This window comes from Methylocystis sp., from assembly GCF_046349115.1.
Lineage (GTDB): Bacteria > Pseudomonadota > Alphaproteobacteria > Rhizobiales > Beijerinckiaceae > Methylocystis.
Genome location: NZ_JAXMCX010000001.1, coordinates 1,079,411 through 1,100,271 on the forward strand (window position 1 = coordinate 1,079,411; position 20,861 = coordinate 1,100,271).

Annotated in this window: 17 protein-coding genes; 10 read left to right on the top strand and 7 right to left on the bottom strand. The window is 64.2% G+C overall.

Going from position 1 to position 20,861, the window contains the following annotated elements:
* Window positions 1-237 precede the first annotated feature (237 nt).
* Window positions 238-1,767: an acyl-CoA synthetase gene (locus U1E20_RS05150; protein WP_409979504.1), complete on the top strand. Its 1,530-nt coding sequence runs from the start codon at window positions 238-240 to the stop codon at window positions 1,765-1,767.
* A gap of 88 nt (window positions 1,768-1,855) precedes the next feature.
* On the opposite strand, the gene U1E20_RS05155 is transcribed toward U1E20_RS05150, so the two are convergent.
* Window positions 1,856-2,329, bottom strand: coding sequence for an integration host factor subunit alpha (locus U1E20_RS05155; protein WP_409979505.1), 474 nt, complete (start codon window positions 2,327-2,329; stop codon window positions 1,856-1,858).
* A 548-nt stretch (window positions 2,330-2,877) separates the two neighbouring features.
* Between U1E20_RS05155 and U1E20_RS05160 the strand changes: the two genes are divergently transcribed.
* The gene (locus tag U1E20_RS05160) at window positions 2,878-3,153 is read left to right on the top strand and encodes a hypothetical protein (RefSeq protein ID WP_409979506.1); all 276 of its coding nucleotides are present in this window, start codon (window positions 2,878-2,880) and stop codon (window positions 3,151-3,153) included.
* A 127-nt stretch (window positions 3,154-3,280) separates the two neighbouring features.
* Here the strand turns inward: U1E20_RS05160 and U1E20_RS05165 are convergent, their stop codons facing one another.
* On the bottom strand, window positions 3,281-3,673 hold the full coding sequence (locus U1E20_RS05165; protein ID WP_409979507.1) for an AprI/Inh family metalloprotease inhibitor: 393 nt from the start codon (window positions 3,671-3,673) through the stop codon (window positions 3,281-3,283).
* A 167-nt stretch (window positions 3,674-3,840) separates the two neighbouring features.
* On the opposite strand from U1E20_RS05165, the gene hemN reads away from it, so the two are divergent.
* From hemN to U1E20_RS05180, 3 genes are all read left to right on the top strand, one after another.
* The gene (gene hemN / locus U1E20_RS05170; protein ID WP_409979508.1) at window positions 3,841-5,187 is read left to right on the top strand and encodes an oxygen-independent coproporphyrinogen III oxidase; all 1,347 of its coding nucleotides are present in this window, start codon (window positions 3,841-3,843) and stop codon (window positions 5,185-5,187) included.
* 23 nt (window positions 5,188-5,210) lie between these two features.
* On the top strand, window positions 5,211-5,600 hold the full coding sequence (locus U1E20_RS05175; protein ID WP_409979509.1) for a hypothetical protein: 390 nt from the start codon (window positions 5,211-5,213) through the stop codon (window positions 5,598-5,600).
* A gap of 70 nt (window positions 5,601-5,670) precedes the next feature.
* Window positions 5,671-6,765 (top strand): ATP-dependent RecD-like DNA helicase, encoded by a 1,095-nt coding sequence (locus tag U1E20_RS05180; protein ID WP_409979510.1) that lies wholly within the window; start codon window positions 5,671-5,673, stop codon window positions 6,763-6,765.
* A 53-nt stretch (window positions 6,766-6,818) separates the two neighbouring features.
* Here the strand turns inward: U1E20_RS05180 and U1E20_RS05185 are convergent, their stop codons facing one another.
* The 3 genes from U1E20_RS05185 to U1E20_RS05195 all read right to left on the bottom strand — a co-directional run bounded on the left by U1E20_RS05185 (window position 6,819) and on the right by U1E20_RS05195 (window position 9,336).
* The gene (locus tag U1E20_RS05185) at window positions 6,819-7,994 is read right to left on the bottom strand and encodes a hypothetical protein (protein ID WP_409979511.1); all 1,176 of its coding nucleotides are present in this window, start codon (window positions 7,992-7,994) and stop codon (window positions 6,819-6,821) included.
* A 261-nt stretch (window positions 7,995-8,255) separates the two neighbouring features.
* Entirely contained in the window at window positions 8,256-8,735 is a 480-nt protein-coding gene (locus U1E20_RS05190) for a hypothetical protein (protein WP_409979512.1), read from the bottom strand.
* A gap of 28 nt (window positions 8,736-8,763) precedes the next feature.
* Window positions 8,764-9,336, bottom strand: coding sequence for an HNH endonuclease (locus U1E20_RS05195; protein WP_409979513.1), 573 nt, complete (start codon window positions 9,334-9,336; stop codon window positions 8,764-8,766).
* A gap of 378 nt (window positions 9,337-9,714) precedes the next feature.
* On the opposite strand from U1E20_RS05195, the gene U1E20_RS05200 reads away from it, so the two are divergent.
* The 4 genes from U1E20_RS05200 (at window position 9,715) to U1E20_RS05215 (ending at window position 18,846) form a co-directional block, all read left to right on the top strand.
* The gene (locus U1E20_RS05200) at window positions 9,715-10,944 is read left to right on the top strand and encodes an exonuclease SbcCD subunit D (protein ID WP_409979514.1); all 1,230 of its coding nucleotides are present in this window, start codon (window positions 9,715-9,717) and stop codon (window positions 10,942-10,944) included.
* A gap of 2 nt (window positions 10,945-10,946) precedes the next feature.
* On the top strand, window positions 10,947-14,714 hold the full coding sequence (locus U1E20_RS05205; protein WP_409979515.1) for an AAA family ATPase: 3,768 nt from the start codon (window positions 10,947-10,949) through the stop codon (window positions 14,712-14,714).
* Between the two features lie 227 nt (window positions 14,715-14,941).
* Window positions 14,942-16,720, top strand: a complete 1,779-nt coding sequence (locus tag U1E20_RS05210) for an OprO/OprP family phosphate-selective porin (RefSeq protein ID WP_409979516.1) — start codon at window positions 14,942-14,944, stop codon at window positions 16,718-16,720.
* Window positions 16,721-17,001: 281 nt separating this feature from the next.
* The gene (locus tag U1E20_RS05215) at window positions 17,002-18,846 is read left to right on the top strand and encodes an OprO/OprP family phosphate-selective porin (RefSeq protein WP_409979517.1); all 1,845 of its coding nucleotides are present in this window, start codon (window positions 17,002-17,004) and stop codon (window positions 18,844-18,846) included.
* A 102-nt stretch (window positions 18,847-18,948) separates the two neighbouring features.
* Here the strand turns inward: U1E20_RS05215 and U1E20_RS05220 are convergent, their stop codons facing one another.
* Entirely contained in the window at window positions 18,949-19,302 is a 354-nt protein-coding gene (locus U1E20_RS05220; RefSeq protein ID WP_409979518.1) for a hypothetical protein, read from the bottom strand.
* 334 nt (window positions 19,303-19,636) lie between these two features.
* On the opposite strand from U1E20_RS05220, the gene U1E20_RS05225 reads away from it, so the two are divergent.
* The gene (locus tag U1E20_RS05225; protein WP_014890019.1) at window positions 19,637-19,858 is read left to right on the top strand and encodes a DUF2093 domain-containing protein; all 222 of its coding nucleotides are present in this window, start codon (window positions 19,637-19,639) and stop codon (window positions 19,856-19,858) included.
* Here U1E20_RS05225 and lpxK read toward each other — a convergent pair.
* Window positions 19,855-20,859, bottom strand: coding sequence for a tetraacyldisaccharide 4'-kinase (lpxK, locus tag U1E20_RS05230; RefSeq protein WP_409979519.1), 1,005 nt, complete (start codon window positions 20,857-20,859; stop codon window positions 19,855-19,857). The two genes, U1E20_RS05225 and lpxK, sit on opposite strands and share 4 nt — an antisense overlap.
* Window positions 20,860-20,861 lie beyond the last annotated feature (2 nt).

Below are 20,861 nucleotides of genomic sequence, written 5' to 3' on the forward strand. Positions count from 1 at the left end.
TGGCGTCCTGGCTTGCGCTTTAAGCCCGTGCATCCCAGCCTTCCCATCTACTCTGTTCGCATCGCAAATGGTTATCGCGCGCTTGGCGAGCGAGACGATGAAGGTGTGGTTTGCTTCTGGATTGGATCCCACGCGGACTACGACAAATTGCTGGAGCGATTGTAGGGCGCGCGCGGGCGCCCAGGCGCGGCGCGCCGGACTTGCCTCGGCATCGAGTCGGGCGCCAAAAGATGACGCATGACACAAAACGCCATGCCGACGCTGGACCCCATTCCCGCCCGCTTTAATCTCGCTCGCTATTGCCTTGCCGAAAATGCCCGACTGCGTCCCGACGCAACGGCGCTAACGATCGTCGGCGATGGCGGCGCCCAACGCTGGAGCCATGGCGAACTCGATCTGAAGGTGAGGCGGCTCGCGGCCGGCCTGCGCGAGCTCGACCTGCCGCCGGGCGCGCGCGTGATGATCCGCATGGGCAATGAGGCCAATGCGGCGCTCGCCTATTTCGCCGCGATCGCCGCCGGCTATGTGGCGCTCTTGGCCTCTTCTCAGCTGACCTTTGAGGAAGCGGAATTCATGGCGCGCGACTGTGGCGCCTCGGTCCTGGCGCTGGGCGCGTCATTCGAGAGTGAGCCGCATGGCGGCGACGCGCATATTTTGCGCGGCGCCGATCTGGCGCGTCTTGGCGAGACCGCGCCTCTCCCGGATTACGCCGACACCGCCGCCGACGATCCCGCTTATCTGGTCTATACTTCAGGCACGACGAGCCGGCCGAAGGGCGTGCTGCACGCCCATCGCGCCGCCTGGGGCCGCCGGCCGATGCGCGCGCACTGGACGGGCCTTGGTCCGGGCGACGTCATGCTGCACGCCGGCGCGATCAATTGGACCTATACGCTCGGCGTCGGCGTCGTCGATCCGCTGTCGGCCGGGGCGAGCGCCGTGCTCTACAATGGTCGGCCCGACCCTGCGGCATGGCCGCGGCTCATCGAAGCGCATCGCGCGACGATTTTCGCCGCCGTGCCCGGCGTTTTTCGCCAGATTCTCAAATATGGCGCGCCGGAGACCGCCAATCTGTCGAGCCTGCGGCATGCGCTCTCGGCCGGCGCGGCGCTGCCGTCAAGCCTGCTCGAAGACTGGCGCGCCCGCACCGGCAAGGAAATTTATGAAGCTTTCGGCATGAGCGAAATTTCGACTTTCGTCTCCAGCGGGCCGACGACGCCGGTGCGACTCGATTCTCCCGGCAGACCGCAGCCGGGCAGGGCGGTTGCGGCGCTCCCGCAAAACGGCGGCGAGACTCCGCTCGCGCCGGGCGAAACCGGCCTCCTCTCGGTGCGTCGCGACGATCCCGGCATGATGCTCGGCTATTGGAACCGTCCCGAGGAAGAGCTGGAGGCGTTTCGCGGCGACTGGTTCGTCTCCGGCGATCTCGTCGAGTTCGACGCGGATGGCTATATGTGGCGCCACGGCCGTGTCGACGAAGTCATGAACGCCGGCGGCTATCGGGTCTCGCCGGCGGAAGTCGAGAAGCGCCTGCTCGAGATCGGCGGCGTGGTCGAAGCGGCTGCGGCGGAGCGGCCCGGACGCGACGCAAGTGCGACGATCATCAAGGCTTATGTGGTGACCCGCGAGGGCGCGCCGCAGGACGAAGTCGCGATTCTCGACTATTGCCGCGCGCATCTTGCTGCCTACAAATGCCCGCGCGCGGTCGTTTTCCTCGACGCGCTGCCGCGCAACGCCAATGGCAAGCTCAATCGCGCCGCCCTGCCGTAAAAGTAGAGGCCCGATCAGACGCCGGGGCGTGCGGCGAATGATCGGGCCTCAGGTCCGCTCACAGGGAGGAGCGCGGACTACCGTAAACTCAGGGGGCGGAGAGTCGTTCGGGCTCGGCTCGCACCGATTTATCCGCCACTCGGCCGCGCGCCCGCTTCTTGGGCTTCGTCGGTGGAGCCTTGCCGTTGATGGCCGCCTTCATGTTGGGCGACGCTTTGAAGGTGATGACGCGCCGCGCTTCGATCGGAACCGGCTCGCCAGTGCGCGGATTGCGACCAGCGCGCTCGCGCTTGACCCGCACCAGGAAGGAACCGAAGTCGTGGAGCTTGAGCGACTCGCCGGACGCCAGCGTCGCCGCCATCTCCTCGATCACCAAATCGGTCAGCCGCTTTGCTTCCCTGCAGGACATGCCGTCGATCCGGCGATGGATCGCCAAAGCGATGTCCTGGCGCGTGAGCGTGCCGCGCGAACTCTCGTCCTGAAACGCAGCTTCATTTTCGAAGTCCTCGTCTCCCGCATTTATGAAGGAGTCGGGCATTTCTTTTGGATTGGCGTTTGACATCAGCGCACTAATCCTCAGTCTTGGGCCGAAGCGTAGCCTTGGCTTAACGCTTGCGCGCCGGGGGATTGCGCCGAGATTGCATCAGAACCTGATTGTTCTGGAGCGCTCGGGTCGTCATGCCATTTGACATCGGTCGCGATGCGCAGCTTTTTGCCATCGACGACCGCCGCCGCACGTTCCAGTTTGACGCAACTTGGCGCAATATCTCGCTAATCTGCAGATTGCGTGCTAGCTTGCCGGCTTCCGCCTCTTGCGCGCCGAACGGCGGGTGCGCTGCGATTTTTTTAATAATCGGCCCAGATCGCCGCTGTGTGGGCTTAGACAGTATGTGCTATTTTGGAACGAATGGGCTAAAGTTGGATCATTTTGAAGAATGCGGCGCCTGTTCTGAGACTTCAGACTGAGCGAGTTTCGCAGCGCTCTCGCCGCCGCGCCGTAAATCTGACTGGCCGATGAATGGCGCTGCCATGTCCGGTTCAGACAATCTGGGTCATGTTAATGCGAATGAGGCGCCGCGATCTGCGGGGCCTCGGCGGACCGGAGTCGAGATGTCTCGTCAGCCACTTGTCCTCGTCTTTCTTCTGACGCTCGCTGCGTCGCCGGCGATCGCCGGGGACGATCAGGGGCGCGCGGACTGCGCGCCTCGCCGCAGCGAAAGCTTCGGTCATGGCTACGATCCTTTCGACGATGGTTCCGAGGCTTGGTTCGCGCCCAATGTCGGCTCCTGGGCCGATCATGCCGACGCCTATTACGGATATGGCGAGCGCCAGATCGAGGGAGACACACTGTTTGATCAGCGTGGCGAGGTCGTCGACGATCGCTAGGTAAGAGTTCGCGAATATTCGACGACCGCGTCACGCTAACCGTCGCCGTCACCCCGCCCCTCTCGAGCGGCGACGGGCATAGAGCCTCCCGGAGCGATCCGGGAGGCTTTTTCACGGACGCTGGCTCCTACAGCGGCCTGAGGCCGAGCGCCTTGCCTTCCTTGCCGTCGCGCCGCCAAACGCCAGCGGCGTCCTTGTCGAAATGAGCCTTATGACCCTTGCGGGCGGTCACCACGAGACGGCCCTGATCGATTCCCCAGCCGACCGGGTCGAAAATCACGACGCCATTGTCGCGGCAGGCTGGCGCAAGCTGCGCTTTCAGCCCGGCGCGACCGCGTACGCGGGCGTCGAGCGTCAGCATGCAGCCGGTGTCCTTATCGCCCTCGCGGAGGATCGAATAGCGGCCGGCGACGTCTGACGGTCCTGCGGCAAGCGCAAGCGGCGCCGTGAGGCCGGCGACCGTAAGGCAGAACCCCAGCACATAAATCCTTCGCCAGAAAAATATCGCCATCTGCGCCATCGCTCCCGCCCTCGTGAAATATGTCCCAGTTTGCCTTTTAAACGGCCGACGGCCAAGCCGATTTCGCGCCCGCCCGCGTCAAAGTGCGGCAGCCGCGGCTTTTGCGCGGCAAGCCGCGTCGCGATATCACTTTCGGAGGCGCCGCGATGCGGCAGGGGAGAACAGGAATGGACGCTGCGTCGCTGGTTCTGGCCGAACGGTCCGCGCCGCGCTACACGAGCTATCCCACCGCGCCGCATTTTTCGAAGTCGATCGGCGACGCCGAGATGCGCGCCTGGTTGGCGAGTCTCGCTCCTTCGGCGTCACTCTCGCTCTATCTCCACGTGCCGTTCTGCGCAACGATCTGCGCCTATTGCGGCTGTCACACAAAAGCGGTGCGTCAGGAGGCGCCGCTCGAACTTTATGCGCACACGCTCCAGCGCGAAATAGCGTTGACCGCGCAGGCGACCGGCGCGCGGCGCGTGACGAGCATCCATTGGGGCGGCGGCACGCCTGGCGTTCTCGGCCCTTCGCGCTTCGCGGCGATCGTTTCAGTTCTGCGCGATCTTTTCGAACTCTCCGCCGCGGCCGAGCACGCGATCGAACTCGATCCGCGCCTCGTTGACGACGATCTCGTCGAAGCGCTGGCCGCGGCGGGAATCACCCGCGCTTCGCTCGGCGTGCAGGACTTCAACGCCCATGTGCAGGCGGCGGCCGGCCGCATTCAGCCGTTTGAGACGGTGGCGCGCGCCGTGGAATTGCTGCGCGGCGCCGGGATCGCGGCGATCAATCTCGATCTTATGTACGGCCTGCCGAAACAGAGCGTCGAAGACGCGGCGCGAACCGCTGCGCTCGCCGCGTCGCTCAAGCCGCAGCGGCTTGCGGTTTTCGGCTATGCGCATGTGCCCTGGTTCAAGTCGAACCAGAAGCTGATCGACGCCGCTGCGCTGCCTGGGGTCGGCGAGCGGCTGGCGCAGGCCGCCGCCGTCCGCTTCATGCTCGAAGAGCAAGGATATGAAACGATCGGATTCGATCATTTCGCGCGCCCCGACGATCCGCTGGCGATCGCCGCGCGCGAAAAGCGGATGCGTCGCAATTTCCAGGGCTATACGATCGACGCCGCCGATGCGTTGCTGCCGTTCGGCGTGTCCTCGATCGGGCGTCTCCCGCAAGGTTACGTCGGCAACGCTGTCGATCTCGCGGGCTGGCGGCGCGCGATCGACGCCGGGCGTTTCGCCACCAGCCGCGGCGTGGCTTTTACGCGCGAGGACAGCGCCCGCGCCGATCTGATCGAACGGCTCATGTGCGATTTCGAGGTCGACTATGGCGCCATCGCCGGGCGCTACGGATATGCCGATGAATTTTTCGACGACGCGCAGGAATCGCTCAACGCGCTGGCGAAGGATGGCGTCGTAGACACGCAGGGCCGGCGCGTCGTCGTGACGCAACGCGGAAAGCCCTTCGTTCGGCTTGTCGCCGCCGCCTTCGACGCCTACCTGCAGACTTCGCCAGCCCGCCATTCCTCGGCGGTGTGAAGCGCTTCGGCAAGGAGACGCTGATGACGGCGCTTACGCTCTTTATCGCAAAGCTGATCGGCGCCTATGCGTTGATCATGTCCGCCTGGATGCTGGTGCGCAAGGACGTGGCGCTCCAGATGATCGAGAGCATTTCGCGCGAGCCTGTCGCCATCGCCTTCATCGGCATGATCCGGCTGGCGATCGGCCTCGCCATCGTGATCGGCCATGATAATTGGAGCGACGCGACTGCGGCGCTGGTCTCGCTTGTCGGCTGGATCACGCTGATCAGCGGCGTGCTCACGCTGTTCTTGCCGCCGCAGACCGTGCGCGAGATTTTTTCGAAGATGGGCTATGAACGACGCTATCCGATATTCGCGCTTGTTTCCTTCGCCCTTGGCGGCGCATTGCTGATCGCTGGGTTTAGCGCCTGAAAGGTCGAGATTGGCGCTTGTCCGCCATCGTCGCCTCCGCCATCGTGAGGCGCTGATTCGACTTTGCACCATGCCCGTCTGGACGCCCGAACAGGACCAAGCGCTGAACGCCGTCGCGCGCTGGCTGGAGACGCCGAGCGCGCCGCAAGTGTTTCGTCTGTTCGGCTTTGCCGGAACCGGCAAGTCGACGCTCGCCCGTCATCTCGCCGAACATGTCGACGGCGATGTCGCCTTTGCGGCCTTTACCGGCAAAGCGGCGCTGGTCATGCGCTCGAAGGGTTGCAAGGACGCGCGCACGATTCACAGTCTCATCTATCGCGCCACCGACAGCGAGACCGAGGAGCCTTCCTTCGTTCTCAACGACGACAGCGACGCGGCGCATGCGAAGCTGATCGTCATCGACGAGTGCTCGATGGTCGATGAGGAACTCGGCCGCGATCTCCTCTCCTTTGGAAAAAAGGTGCTCGTCCTCGGCGATCCGGCGCAATTGCCGCCGGTCAAGGGCGGGGGCTTTTTTACCGAGGCCGAGCCCGACGTGATGCTGCAAGAGGTGCATCGGCAGGCGGCGGACAATCCGATTATTCGGCTTTCGATGTCGATCCGGGCCGGCGAGGGCGTCGAGCAGGGCGTTTTTGGAGAGACGCGAATCGTTCGCCGCGATTCGCTCGATCCGGCGCTCGTCACCGGCGCCGATCAGGTGCTGGTCGGATTGAACAAGACTCGCCGCGCCTACAATGCGCGCCTGCGCGAATTGCGCGGCTTTACCGGCGAACTGCCGCAGTCGGGCGACAAGCTCGTCTGCCTGCGCAACAATCGCAAGAAGGGGCTGTTGAACGGCGCGCTCTTCACCGTGAAGAGCGCCGGCGCCGTGCGCCGCGGCAAGGTGAGAATGTTGGTGACGCCGGAAGAAAGCGAAGGCGTCAAATTTCAGCGCGTCGCCGTCATTCCGCAAATGTTTGGCGCCGAGAGCGACATTCCTTACGCGCTTCGCAAGGACTCCGACGAATTCGACTTCGGCTATGCGCTTACCGTCCACAAGGCGCAAGGATCGCAATGGGACGATGTGACGCTGTTCGACGAGTCCTTCGCCTTCCGCGAACATCGGGCGCGCTGGCTTTACACGGGCGTGACGAGGGCGGCGAAAAAACTGACGCTGGTGATGTAATACATTGGCGCGCTCACTTGTTCAGAGCGCCGCAGCCAGGCGAAGCTCGTCACTCATTTTCCCCAGGCGTCGATGGCGTCGGCGAAGACGCGCTCGCCCGACGGGCCTTTCTCCATGTTGATCGTCGCCGCGCGGCCGTCGGCAAGCTGCATCGGCAGATCAAGCGCGGTGAGCGATCTGAGCAGAAGAATATTGCGCGACTCGTGATCGCCGCGCATCAGACCGATGAGGAAGTTGTTTTCGGTGATCGGCACGGGAATGCCGACGACCTTTTCTCCCGACTGGGCGTCGGAGCGTCGCATCTGAATCGGGCCGATCGCCTTGACGCCGCCGATCGGACTGTCGGGCGCCAATGTGAACGACACGTTGATCGTATGCGACGCGGAGAGCGTCGCATCGGTGTTCCTGCGAAACAGCAGCGACATTTTCAGCTTGGCGTCGGGGATGTCGATGTCGCCGCGAATCGCGGAGCCGACCGGCTCGCCGGGTCCGCCGACATTCTCGAGGCGCCAAACGACCGAGCCATTGTAGATTTTGTCGACCTTGGTCGGTTCGGCGACCGAGCCGACCCACATTTCCGCTTTTTGCGCCACCGGCACGGCCGGGTTACGCGGCGTCGCCGTCTTGACCGCGGTTCCCTGACCGCCGACGCGATCGTTGATCTTGCCGCTTTCGGGCGCGCTGGCCGATGACTGCTCCGGTTTGAGTTTGGCGAGATCGTCAGGCTGTTCGCGAAGCTGCCAGGCAAGCGTTCCGACGATCGCCACGAGCGCGACGACAACGCCAGCAATGGACAAAGTCATCCGCAGCGAGCGTTTCGGCCTTGGCGCGCGCAGCGGCGCTGGCGGTCGCTGCAATTCGCGCGGCGGAAGGTCGCCTCTGCCGGTTACGGGCGGAAAAGGCGTGTCGCGCCAATTCGACTCTCCGTTCTCGGTCGACGCGCGCTCGGTCGGCTTTGCGCTTGTAATCGACTGTGGCGCGGCCGCTTCGGCGCCAGGCTTCGGCGCCTGCGCGTGCTTAGCGGCGCTCTCCGTCTCGACTCGCTCGATCGCTTCTTCGAGCGCGCGGCCTTCGGCGGCGATGTCGGCTTCGGCGACCGGCGGCTGGATGCTGCGCAACTGGTTGAACAGCGCCTTGCGGGCGCGTTCGTACACCGCTTCGCGCGCGTCCGATGTGGACTGCGGCAGAGCGGCGACCGCCCGCGCGATCAGAGAATGGTAGTCTGCCATGTCAGTTTATGAGCATTTCCGGCATTGGGCGTCAATCCTGACGCCGCCAGAGTCCAGGAAAATCGGGGGATTCTGGGGCGCCGCGCGCTTACGGCGCGAGGATGCGGCGAATTCGCAAGACATTGGTCGACACGCTCATGCCGCGCCACGCAAATTCGCCGTAAAGCGACGAACGCAAAGAATTGTCTTAGCGGCGTAAGCCGGCCTTGATTTGATCGCGCTTGACCATCGAGGCGTCGCGCTTTGACGCTCGAAGAATGATTAGAAGCGCGCAGGGGACCGCGAAGCGATCAGCCAGTAGATCGCCCCGGACACAGCGCCGGTAAGGAAAAAAAGCAGAGCGATGCGAAGTTCGAGCGGGTTCGCGTCCCGGGCGCGCTCAAGCCCCTTCGCCGCGCGCGCGATCCAAGGTGAGGCGCCGGCTAACGTCGCGCTCACACCCGAATACCACAAAAGCGAGCGCGCGCCGGCGATCTCGCCAATCAACGCCGCGACCGCGAGCGGCGCGGCGCAGGTGGCGATGACGATCGCCCAGACGATGATTCCGAATGTCGCCACAGGATCGTTGAACTCGCCGGCCCGCATGTCTTCATCGAAGAAGGCGAAGAGGCCTGAAAGGGCCGCTTCAAATCCGGCTTCACGCATCGCCGGGTCGAAGACTGAAGCAACGAGCAGGAAAATGGCGCCCGCGCCGACGGCGAGAAGGAAGCCGAAAGCGATGACGATGATTCGGCGAATCATCAAAGCCCTCTCTCGGACGCGCGCCAAATTATGGTTCGAGCACCGAATCCCAATAGAGGTAGTCCATCCAGCTTTCGTGCAGATAATTGGGAGGAAACAGGCGTCCGTTGCGATGCAGATCGGCGATCGAAGGCTGATAGGGCGACTGCGCCGGCGACATATGCGCCTCATGCGGAAGACGGTCGCCTTTGCGCAAATTGCAGGGCGAACACGCCGCGACGACGTTTTCCCACGTCGTCGCGCCTCCTTTCGATCGCGGAATGACATGGTCGAACGTCAGTTCTTCATGCTCGCCGCAATATTGGCAGGTGAAGCGATCGCGCAGGAACACGTTGAATCGCGTAAACGCCGGCTGCCGCGTCGGCCGCACATATTCCTTGAGCGACACGACCGACGGCAGACGCATTTCGAAGCTCGGGCTTTTGACCGTCCGGTCGTATTCCGAGACGATGTTGACGCGATCGAGAAACACCGCCTTGATCGCGTCCTGCCAACCCCAGAGCGAGAGCGGATAATAGCTTAGCGGCCGGTAGTCGGCGTTGAGCACCAGCGCGGGACATGCCTGCGGCGACACGGTCTGTTGACGAAAGTAAGCGGTCACCCTGGCTGCCTCTCGATGTGGGAGGGCCTGATGGACCGCGCCAAGGTCCAGCCCTTTGCGACGGCGCATATTTTACAGGCACGACGACAAGGTTGTGAAGGCGCCGCGACGCAGCCAAGGCGCTTCATATTTTGAGATGAAAAACGTCGATATCTAAGTAAGACTGGCTATTGAATCAGCACGTGAGCGTAGACCTAGGCGTATGTTCTTGGCTGAATTTCGGAGTAGTCTAACAACATCGGTGTAATTTAACACTTATCTTTTTTCTCTTGGCGCGGAGATTGACGGATAGAAGCCAGAGAATCATTTTGATCCTGCATCATATGTGGCCGAGCTTTGCGCTTGCCCGAGCGTGGCCGCCCATTGCCTACTTGTCGGGTGATTCGCCTTCTTCACACCGCCGATTGGCATTTGGGCGCGACTCTGCAGGGTTGGTCGCGCGAGGCGGAGCATCGCGCCGCGTTGGCGCAGCTCGTCGCCATCGCGAAGGAACGGGCGGTCGATGCGATCATCGTCGCGGGCGATGTCTTCGACAGCCTCAACCCTTCCGCCGACGCCCAGCGGCTGCTCTACGACACATTGCGCGACTTGCGCGCCGCCTGTCCGCATGCGCGTATCGCGCTCGTCGCCGGCAATCACGATCCGGCGGGCCGGCTCGAAGCGCCGCGCGCCCTGTTCGAGATGGCGGATGTGATGTCGATCGGCGCCTTCGCGCGGCGCGACGGCGTCTTCGACGCGCGCCCGCATTTGGCGCCAATCCGCGACGCGCAGGGCCGAGTCGGCGCATATTTGCTGGCGCTGCCCTATCCGCGCGCGGCGGATTTGCCGGTGGGCTGCGAAAGCGCAGTCGGCGCCGTGCGCGAAGCCTATCGTCAAGCGGTCGACAGCGCGCGGCGTGAGATTGGCCAAGGGGAGAGCGGCGGAGAGAGCGGCATGGCGCCGCTCATCGTCACCGGCCATCTTCATGTCGCGGGCGGGCTCGAATCGGAAGGAGCCGAACGACGCATTCTCGTCGGCGGCGAACATGCGGTTCCGCCCGAGATATTTTCGGCGGATATCGCTTATGTCGCGCTCGGCCATCTGCATCGGCCGCAGTCGGTCGGCCGCGATACGATCCGCTATTCCGGTTCGCTGATTCCGATGTCGAAGACCGAGATTGATTATGCGCATGGCGTCAGCATCGTCGTAATCGACGATGCCGGCGCCGTCGCGGTCGAACATGCGCCGTTCAGCCGCAGCGTTCGACATTTGCGGACGCCGGCGACGGGCGCTCTGTCGATCGCCGAACTCGAGCCAGCGCTTCAGGCGCTCGATCTTGACCCAACGGATCCGATAGAGAATTGGCCTTTCGTGCATCTCGCGATCAGGGTCGAGGGTCCGGCCGTGGGCCTGAAAGCCGAGGTCGACGCGATTTGCGAAAAATTTCCGCTGCGGGTCGTGTCGATGACGGTCGAGCGACCGCAAGCGCATACGCCGGCCCCGACGCCGCTGCGCCTCGCGGAACGCAAGCCCGTCGATCTGTTTCGCGAAGCCTTTGAGCAGACCCACGGCGTCGCGCCGACGGACGACCATCTCGGCTGTTTCGAGCGTCTTCTGCACGAGGCGTGATCATGCGCATTCTGGCGATCAGAGGGGCCAATCTCGCCAGTCTCGCCGAGGCGTTCGTCATTGACTTCGACGCCGAGCCGCTGCGCTCGGCCGGCCTTTTCGCCATCACCGGCGAAACCGGCGCCGGCAAATCGACGATACTCGACGCGATCTGCCTTGCGCTCTACGACAAGTTTCCGCGAGTCGCGACGGCCGGCGCCGGCGAAGGCGCGCCGGACCCATCGGGAGAGACGCTCGGCGCCGGCGACCCGCGCGCGATTCTTCGCCGCGGCGCTGGCCGCGGCTTCGCCGAGGTGGATTTTATCGGCAGGGACGGGCAGCGCTATCGGGCGCGCTGCGAGTTGCAGCGCGCGCGCGGCAAAGCGGCGGGCGCATTGCAAAAGCGCGGACGGTCGCTCTCGCGAATCGATGACGCCGGCGTCGTCGTCGCGGCGGTCGAAAGCGGCATCGAGCCGGTCAATTCCCGCATCGTCGAACTGACCGATCTCACCTTCGATCAGTTTCGCCGCACGGCGCTTCTGGCGCAGGGCGAATTCGACGCCTTTCTGCGCGCCGACGCCAAAGAGCGCGCCGAGCTTTTGGAAAAGATCACCGGCGCCGAAATTTACGGCCTCTTGTCGAAACGCGCCTATGAGCGCGCGCGCGACGCGCAACAGACGGTCGCGCTTGTCGAACGCGGTCGCGCCGAGATCGGCGTGATGTCGGACGACGAGCGCGACGCGATCGAGAATGACCTCGCCGCGCGTGACGGCGAACGCGCTGAAGTCGCCAGGATTCGCGCCGAAACCCTGGCGGCGCTTGGCAGACTCGACGCCTTGGAGCAGGCGCAAAAGAAGCTCGCGCAGGCGATGGCGGCGCGCGCCGAAGCTTTCCGCGCGTTTGAGGAGCTGTTGCAGCAGCGCGAGACGCTGGCGGCGCTGGCGCAAATCGAACCCCTGCGCGCGCCGCGCGATGAATTGCGCCGCGCCGAAGAGGCAAAAGTTGAAGCGATGCGCGCAGCCACAGAGGCGAAAGTTCAAGCGATCGCGGCGCATGAGACTTTCGCCGCTTGTGACGCGCAAGCGCGATCGGCCGCCGAGGCCTGCGCCGCGGCGGAAGCGGAAATCGCCCGATTGGCGCCGATCTGGAACGAGGCGGCGGCGCTTGACGCGCGCATCGCCAATCTCGCCAGCGAGGAGGAGAAAGCGCGTCGCATCGCTGAAGACGCCGCAACACGCGCAGCAGAGAGGCGCGCCGAGCGCGTCGATGCGATCGCCGAGCACGCTAATATTCAGCAGGAGAGGGAGAGGGCGAACGCCGAACTCGAACGGCTCGCGCCGGCGCGGCCGCTCAGCGAACGCTGGCCGGAGATTGAGGAGTGGCTGACGAAGCGCGGCGAGCTTTGGCAAGCCAAGCGCGCCTGCGACCGCGCCTTGGCGGCGGCCGTCGCCGATCTTGTCCGCGGCGATGCGACGCTTGCCGATTTCGACTCGCGCGACGCCCAGGATCGCGAAGCGAGCGAGAAGCTGGCGACACAGATCGACGAGCGCGATCAGGCGCTCTTCGCGCTCAATGAACCGGGCTCGCTCACGCGCGCCGACGCCCTTGCGCGCGCGTCGGAGCTTGTCGAAGGCTTGCGCCGATCGGCGCGCGCCTATGATGAGGCCGACGCGGCGGCGGCGACGGCGCAACAGGATATTGCGCGCTGCGCCGACGAGGAAGCCGAACTCCAACAGGAGCTGCAGGATTTGCGCGCGCGCCGCGCGGCGCATGTCGCGCAGAGCGCCGACGCCGAGCGCTTTGGCGATTTGGCGGACGCCGCCGCCGATCCCCATGCGCTGCGATTGCGCGCGGCGCTGAGCGAGCATGCGCCATGCCCGGTTTGCGGCGCGCGCGACCATCCTTTCGCCGGCCCGCATGACGCCGCGAACGCCTTGATCGAAGCATTGCGCGCGCGGCGCGACGAGGCGCGGCATCGGCTGAACTGGTTCGACGACGAGATTTTCGCCTCAAGCGCGCTTGCCGCGCAGACGCAGGCGCTTTACGCGGACGCGACGCGTCGCGCGGCGGATGCGCGATCGGCTTGCGCGCGCGCGGAAGCTGAATATGCGTCGGCCCTCGGCGACGATCGCGCGAGGAGCATCGATCCTGAATTTGCGCCGCCGGCGTCGATCGTATCAGCTTCGCAACGGTTGGACGAATTGGCGAAGGAGCTCACGGCGGCGCGCGACGCCGTCGCGCAAAAGCTTTTGGCCGCGCGTCGGTTGCGCGGCGAGCGCGATCAGCTGCGCAGCGCGCGAGAGGATGCGCGTCTAGCGCTCGACGCGCGCCAAAAGGAACGCGCCGCGCTCGCGAAAAATCTGGATTTAGCCCGCGAGACGCGGGCGCGCGCGGAAGCGGAAATCTCAGGACTTGTCGAACGCCTTGAGTCGATTGATCGCGCGCTCGCGCCCTTTCTGCGGCTGTGCGAACTTTCAACCGGCGATATCGACCGCGACGCCGATTCGGCGCGCCGTTTGCTCGAATCGGCGGGCGCACGATACCGGCAGGCGTCGGCGCGATCGGAGGCGCTTGGCGCGGCGTTCGCGGCCGCCAATCTTAAAGCGGAGCGTCTCGCCGCTGAATCGGACGCCTTATGCGCCCGCGAGGCCGACGCCAAAACTGATTACAAGGCGCGCGCCGAGAGTCTTGCCGATGCGCAGGGCGAACGCGCGCGGCTTCTCGATGGCGAAGCGACGGCCGCGCATCGCGCCCGCGTCGGAGACCGCCGCAAGTTGGCGCTAGAAGCGCGCGATGGGGCGCGTGAAGGATTAGCTGCGGCGCAACAATCCAAGGCCGCGCACGATGCGAGTCTTTCCCACCATTTAAGCGCGGAGCAGGTTGCGACGACGCGCGCCGAGCAGGCGCGGGGGGATTTTATCGCGGCGCTCGAAACCGTGGGTCTCGACGAGGCGGCGGCGGCGCGGTTTCTTGCGATCTCGCGCGACGATCAGGCCGAGCTGCGGCGCGCCGTTCAGACCGCTGAAGCTGATCGATCGGCGGCGGAGGTCGCCGTGACGGAACGCCAGGCGGACCTTGAGGCGGCGCGCGCCATCGCGCCGGACGAGACATCGCGTGAGGCGCTTGCCGCTCAGGAGAAGGGGTTCGCCTGCCATCTCGACGAATTGTCGGCGCGGCTCGGCGCCTTGCGCGAGCGTCGCGCGAGAGACGATGAGGCGCGCGAACGCGCCGCCGCGCTCGGCGAGGAGCTCGAACAGGCGCGCGCAAAGGCGAGGCTCTGGAGCGAGATCGGCGAGGCGATCGGCTCGGCGAGCGGCGACAGGTTTCGCCGTTTCGCCCAGGCCGCGACCCTCGAGCATCTCGTCGCCCTCGCCAATCAACGGCTGAAGCTGCTGGCGCCGCGCTATGCTCTCGAGCGCTCGGGCGAGGCCGGCGCGCTCGGCCTCCAGATCGTCGATCGCGATCTTGGCGACGAGCGCCGCTCGACGCGTTCGCTTTCCGGCGGCGAGCGCTTCCTCGCGTCGCTGGCGCTCGCGCTGGCGCTGGCCGGCCTCGAAGGGCGCAATTCCTTTGTCGACACGCTGTTCATCGACGAAGGCTTCGGCGCGCTGGATTCGGCGACCCTCGACATCGCCATCGACGCGCTGGAGGCGCTGCAGGGGCAGGGGAGGCGGGTTGGCGTGATCAGTCATGTCGATTCCCTGCAGCAGCGGATCGCGACGAAAATCTGCGTCGAGCGCCGCGGCGGCGGCGTCAGCGTCGTGCGGCTGCGCAGCGCTGAACAGGGTTGAGATTCGGCTATATCAGGCGCTCGATTTTCGAAAGGAGATCGAGAAAAAAGACTTGGCTGTGTCCTGAAGGCCACAAAAAACAAGGATCAATCGACAAAACTGTTGCAACGGCGCCACAAGCCCTTGCTCTTGCAACGTCACATTCCATCCACGGCTGCAATTGTCACGGCTCTGTCATCCAGCGTCGGCTTCACTGTCGCCCGAAAGTTAACCGGGGGACCAATGTTATGAAACTTGGAGTTGGACAACGCGCGCTCGCCATCGCGGCGTTCGGCTTATTTACAACGGCTTCGGCCGCTCCGGCCGCGGCGGACACCGCGACCGAAATCCGCGAATTGAAGGAGCGACTGAAGCAGCTTGAGGCGGTGGTCGCCAAGCAGAACATCGCGGTCAAGCGGGCGACGAATGTCGCGAACGCCGCTACCGCCGCGGCTGTGAAAGGACCGCCCGGTCCGCCGCCGCCGCCGCCGGTCTTCGTTAGCTTCAGGAACGGCCTGTTCGTCGAGACCGAGGACAAAGCCTACAGCTTTAAAGTCGGCGGCCGCGTTCAGGTCGACGGCGGCGGCATCACCAACCCGATCGGCGTTCCGAACAACTTTGGATACACGGGCCACGCCGGCATCCGTCGCGCCCGTCTCGAGGTTGAAGGCGTCGCCGCGAAAATCTGGTTCTACAAGCTGCAATATGACTTCGCCGGCGCTGGCCTGGCCGGCATCCGCGACGCCTATATCGGGCTGAAGGTTCCGAACAGCGAACTTCCCTACGCCACCAGCCCAGTATGGATCCATGTCGGCTCGACGTACGAGCCGTTCAGCCTGGACGCGATGAACTCATCGAAATATATCGATTTCATCGAGCGCCCGATGGTGGTTCCGGCTCTCGCGCCCTTCCGCCATATCGGCGTCTCCGCCGCGACTCACGGCGACAACTGGACGGCCAGGGCTGGCGTTTTCACGACGAGCTTCGAAGACGCCAACTTCAACCCCACTTTGATCGGCGCTCCCGCGACCTTCTGGGCGCCGGTGCCGCGCGGCGGCGGCGATTATTTCGATGTGACCGGCCGTTTTACCTATGCGCCGATCAAGACCGAGCATGAACTTCTGCATCTCGGCGTCGCCGGTCGTTATCACCAGCCGAATGACGCCAATGGTCTCAGCGATGACCGTATGCTGCGCGTCGGCAACCGCGAGCGTTCCGAGGCGAACGTCCTCGGCATGCAAACGCTGGGCACGCCCGACCTTTCCTGCAGCACCGTGACCTATCCGCTCGCCGGACTTCCGGGGAACGGCGTCATCGGAACTACGTCCGGCCTGTCCGGCAAATGCGTCAATAACGAAGTCCAGTACGGCTTCGAACTGGCCGGCGCCTGGGGACCGCTCTCGTTCCAGGGCGAATATATCGGCATGCAGGTGAACCGTAATCCCAGCAAAATGCTGCAGTCGGCGATCCTCGGCAACTTTGCGCCGGGCGGCTCCTCGGCCTATTTCAATGGTTTCTATGGATACGGCCAGTGGTATGTCACCGGCGAAGAGCGCGCCGAGGCTTATAGCGTCAAGGACAAGAATGGCGCGTCCTTCGAACAGGTCAAAATTCTCAACCCCTTCAGCAAGGGCGGTCCTGGCGCCATCAGCCTCGTCGCCCGATACAGCGCGCTCAATCTCAACAGCGGTCGCTGGTCGGGTTCTGGCCTCTTCAACATGCTCACCTATTCGACGCTCATTGTGCCGAATACCACCACCACCGCGCTCATCGCCAATCAGGCTGGCGTCGTTGGCGGTCGCCAGGAGAATACGACCTTAGGCATCAATTGGTATCCGGACAACGGCTTCCATTTCCAGGCGAACTGGACTCACGTGCTGCATTGGTCGGCGCCGCTCGGCGGGGGCTCTGCGGCGGCGTTCACGGGGCTTGCCCTTGTCCCGCCAGCCTTGGCGGCTCTCCAAGGACGTTATCAGAGCCAGGCGCATCCGGACCTCTTCGAAGTCCGCGCTCAAGTTTACTGGTAGACGCAGCTCTCTCTGTCTCTCTCACTGGCCCGCCGAACTCAACGTTCGGCGGGTTTTTCTTTTCGCGTCCATGCAACGCTTGCCCAAAGGACCAAGCCGGCAAGACGGTAACGTTTCATAAAGGTTAACATTTCATTGTCAGAGCCCAACGCAACTATAGCGCGGGGCTGGACTTGGCGATTCAACGGGCGAAACAAGCTGCTGGGTTGGCGACGCTTGGAGCGTTGCTCTCGACGAGCGGCGCGAACGCGACAGACAGCGCCATTGAGGCGCGACTGCGCATGCTGGAAGCGGAAATCGCCAGACTTCGTCCGCTGGAAGCCGAGGTCGCCAAGCTTCGTCGCGAGGCATATGGAGCGAAGGCGCAGGCGAAAGCCGCGACAAATGTCGCTAACGCCGCGGTCGCGGCGAAGGGGCCGCCCGGCCCGCCGCCGCCGCCGCCGGTCTTTGTCAGCATCAAGAGCGGGCTCCTCGTCGAAACCGAGGACAAGGCCTTCGCCTTCAAGATCGGCGGAAGACTCTTTGTCGATGGCGGCGGAACCGCCGGGTCTCCCGGCAACGGCTGGCAGGGCAGCGTCGGGTTCGGCCAGGCGCGACTCGAAGTCGAAGGCCGGTATCGGCCCTGGTTTTATAAAATGCAGTTCGATTTCGCGAATTCGACCATTCAGCTTTGGAATACAAATCTGCCGAATGCGAACACGCTCACCGGCCCCGCGTTCTGGACGAGAAACTACGTCACCGATCGCAACTTCCTGTGGGGCGGTTGGCGCGACGCCTATATCGGCCTGCAAGACCCGCGCTTGTCTCATCCGTTGCTCGCCGAGCCGGTCTATTTCAAGATCGGCAGCCAGTACGAATCCTTCAGCCTGGAGGCGCTCGCGTCTTCAAAATATCGCGACACGATCGAGCGGCCGCTTGCCGTCGACGCCATCGCGCCCTTCCGTCACATTGGCGTGGCGGCCGGCCTGATCGGCAAGGACAATTGGACGGCGCATGTTGGTCTTTACTCGCTGAGCTTCCAGGACCTCAATGCGCGTCCGGTCAATACGTCGTCGGGCAATGTCGGCGTTTTGGCGCCCGCCTATAATGGGTTCGGCGTGAAAAACGCCAATTGGTACCAGCCCTGGGGAGGCGGCGCCTATTGGGAGGCGACCGGCCGCCTAACCTGGGCGCCCATCCTGGACGAGCATCGACTCGTGCATGTGGGCGTCGCCGGAAGCTATCATCAGCCAAATAACGCGACCGCCTACAGCGATGATCGTAACTCGGCGCCGGGCAATCGCCTCGGCTCCGAAGCCAATGTCCTCGGCACGTCCTTCCTCGGCACGACGGATCTTTCGTGCGGCCGCTTCCCTCAGCCTGTCGCCTTCGTGACGCCGACGGTGACCTTCAACCAGTATAACGCCGCAGGCAATTGCATTAAGGATATCGAGAAGATCGATGTCGAGGCGGCGTTGTCCTATGAGAACTTCTTTGTGCAGGGCGAGTGGCTGTTGGCCAACTACAACCGCAACACCTTCGCCGCTCAGCAGTTCGCACTAGCCCAACTCAGTCAGTTGGGCGTCTCTTCGCCCAGCCAGGGTCTGTATTTGTCGCCCGGCAATTCCCGTTACGTGGCCAGCGGCGGATATGTGCAGGGCGAGTGGTGGATCACCGGAGAAGAGAAGGCGCAATCATATGATCTGAAAGACAAGAACGGCGTCACTTTCGGCCAGTTGAAGATCAAGGAGCCGTTCTCGAAGGGCGGATGGGGCGCTTGGGGACTGGTCGGCCGCTGGAGCGTTCTCAATCTGAACAACGGGCCGTATCAGGGCGCGTTGCTCTACAACAATCTGCTGGTCGCCAATAACGCCTTCGGATTGTTCGGCGCCCTGCCGGGAACGCCCGCTCAGATCGCCAATGGGACGCTCCTGCAAAACATTTTCGCGAATTCCGGCGTCTATGGGGGCTACCAACAGAACGTGACGGCTGGCGTCAACTGGTATCCGGACAACGGCCTCGCCTTTCAGTTCAACGCTACTCACGTGATGTCCCTGAAATCGCCGCTGAACTGGAACCCGCAGTCGTCCTATGAGGGCGGCTCCCATCCGACGTTCCTCGAAATGCGAGCGAAGGTCTACTTCTAGCCGCCGCGATTCGAAAATATTCCGCGCTTCATCGGCGGCGCGGAACTTTCTTCAGCCTTGCGTAAAGGAATGCGTCACCGTCGCCGCAGGTCCCGGGAAAAATCAGCAGACCTTGTCCCAGTTCCAGTCGCGGTCATTGTAGACGTAGCAGGGGTCCCCGCCATACGTCCGATATCCGTCGCTCCAATAACCATAGGTGGCGCCGAGCAGCGCGGCCGCGAAAGCTGCGGCCGAGGACGCTGCGGCGCCGGGGGAGCTGCGAGGATATAACGCGCCGCTGTCGTAACCGCGGCGAAAGCCGCGTTGATACCCCGCATGATATCCGACGTCGTAGCTGCGATGGTAACCGACACGATATCGGCCATGAAATCCGGTCGCGCCGGCGGCGGGGGCTTCAGTCGGCGGCATGAGGAGAGCTGAAGCAATCGCGACGGACAAATGAATTTCTCGAAGCATCGCTTGCCTCCGATCCGAATGGAGCTGGAAAGTTTGGCGCGAGATATGCCGGCTTGTTTGAAAGAGTGGTCCCGTTTCGCCGTCTTCGCAAGACCCTAGCATGCTCGGGCGACCGCGATCATTCAAGCGCTCGGCTTTGCGCCGGGGGACGGTTCGGCAGGTGGGAACAGAGCCGAATTCGGGCGGGCTTTTCATCGCGCGTCCGGGGGTGATATGGTCGACAAGCTCTAATTTTCCCGCAAGGTAGCGTTCGAGTTCGTCGATGAGGTCGCTCGTGATGACGCTCAGGCGATGGGTCGGGCGCACCTTTCCGCGGCGCTACTTGAGAATGCGCATGAATCGGTATGACCGCCAGCCTCAGCCTGCTGAAGAGGCCGTCGTCGAATATCTCGACGGCGAATATCGCGTGCGCAAGCCTGGCGCCTATGTCCGCTGCGCGGTGACCGGCGAGCCCATCCCGCTCGAGGATCTGCGTTACTGGAACGTCGATCTGCAGGAGCCTTACAGCGGCCCGCACGCCAAGCTGATGCGTCTAGGCGTCAAGAAGCCTGATTAGGGATTGGCGCGGCGCGCTTCTTTCGCGCGTTGAAGCCTGCCGAGCGCGTCGTCCAATGCGACGGCGTCGTCGATGTCGAGAGTGACCGGAAGCGTATCAAGGCCGAGCGTCGCGATCTCATCGCCGATACGGACCGCATCTTTTTCCGTGGTGACGAGACGCGCGCTAAGTCGCTGTCGCAACGCCGACAGCGTCGCGTAATCCTGCTCGGTGAATCGGCGGTGATCGTCGAATGACAGCCGCGCCGCGACTATTGCGCCGCATTTTTCCAACGAGTCGAAAAACTTCTCGGGCCGCGCGACGCCGGCGAAGGCCACGATGCGCGCTCCCCTTAGCGCCTCGGCGGCGTCAGGGTCGGGAACCAGATGCGCGGCGACGATGGGTTTTTTCGCGCGCGCGGCGATGTCGCGGCCGCGCGCGCCGTCGCCGATGACGATGAGCATGTCCGCCTTGGCGAGCTGCGCGTCGAGCGGCGCGCGCAAAGGCCCGGCGGGCATGCAGCGGCCATTGCCCGCGCCATAGTCCGAGTCGATGGCGATGAGCGTCAGATCGGACGCGAGGCGACGGCTGTGAAAGCAGTCGTCAAGCACGATCACGCTGGCGCCGAGGCGCTCCGCAACAGCCGCGCTGGCGATACGGTCGGCGCCGACGATCGTCGGCGCAACGCGCGCGAGCAGCAGCGCCTCGTCGCCGACGTCGTCAGCGTCATGACGATCGAGATCGACGGCCAGAGGAAAAGCAACGCTCCGCTTGCGGCCATAGCCGCGCGTCAGAATCGTCGGCCGCTCGCCGATAGCGCGAAGACGCTGTGCAACTTCGATCGCGAGCGGCGTCTTTCCGTCGCCGCCCGCCGTCAATCCGCCGACGACGATGGTCGGCAGATTGGCGCGCGGCGCTTCGCGCGCCAGGCGTCTGAGGGCGACGCCGCCATAGAGGGCGCCGAGCGGAGAGAGAACGCGCGCCGCGGCGCAGTCGTCGCGCCAGAAGCCGGGTGCGCGCATTT